This window comes from Limimaricola litoreus, assembly GCF_024159025.1.
Taxonomy (GTDB): domain Bacteria; phylum Pseudomonadota; class Alphaproteobacteria; order Rhodobacterales; family Rhodobacteraceae; genus Limimaricola; species Limimaricola litoreus.
In genome coordinates this window covers 1-596 of the sequence record NZ_JAMYXC010000192.1, presented here as the reverse complement: position 1 = coordinate 596, position 596 = coordinate 1, and the positions used below count along the sequence as shown (strand labels likewise).

At 73.5% G+C, this 596-nt stretch carries 1 pseudogene; it reads right to left on the bottom strand.

Annotated elements, in window-relative coordinates:
• Positions 1-291 precede the first annotated feature (291 nt).
• Positions 292-596: pseudogene (locus tag NHG85_RS12390) on the bottom strand (hypothetical protein); the annotation flags it as partial.

The following is a 596-nucleotide window of genomic DNA, read 5'->3' as shown; positions in this document are numbered from 1 at the left end:
GCCTTCCTGCCGCAGCGGGCCGAGCCGCGCGCCGCGCCCCGCCGCATAGGCACGCGCTGTGATCCGCAGCTGGCCGCGCGCGCGGGGCAGGGCCGGGGACGGCGACGTATGGGCAGGTGCGGGGCAGGGCAGATGCAGATGAGCTCTCCGGCGGCGGTCTGCCCGAAGCCTTGGCGTCACCCGCCCCGATTGACCACTTTTGCAGCCGATCGCCGACCGGCAGGCCGCCGGATGCCCAAGAAGTCGGCGGATCGCGAGGCGAAATGTACAGCTATTGGGCGCATCCGGCGTTCAGGACAGGATGCCCGGCCCGACGATCATGAGAAGCAGCGGCACGGGAGCGGTGGCGAGCACGAGGGTGAGTAGCACCGGCGCGGGGCGGAACAGGCGGCTCAGCCCGGCGGCGAGCAGAATGCCGCCGCCCCCGCCGATCAGTGAATTGCCCGGCAGGTTGATCAGCAGCGCCAGCAGCAGGTAGCGCCGCCGCAGCACCCAGCCCCGCGCCCAGCGCGGCACGCTCTGCTCCAGCCGCTGCATCCGCGTTTCGGGGTCGGTCTCGCGCAGCCGGCCCAGCGCCGCCCCGGCCCGCGCGAATC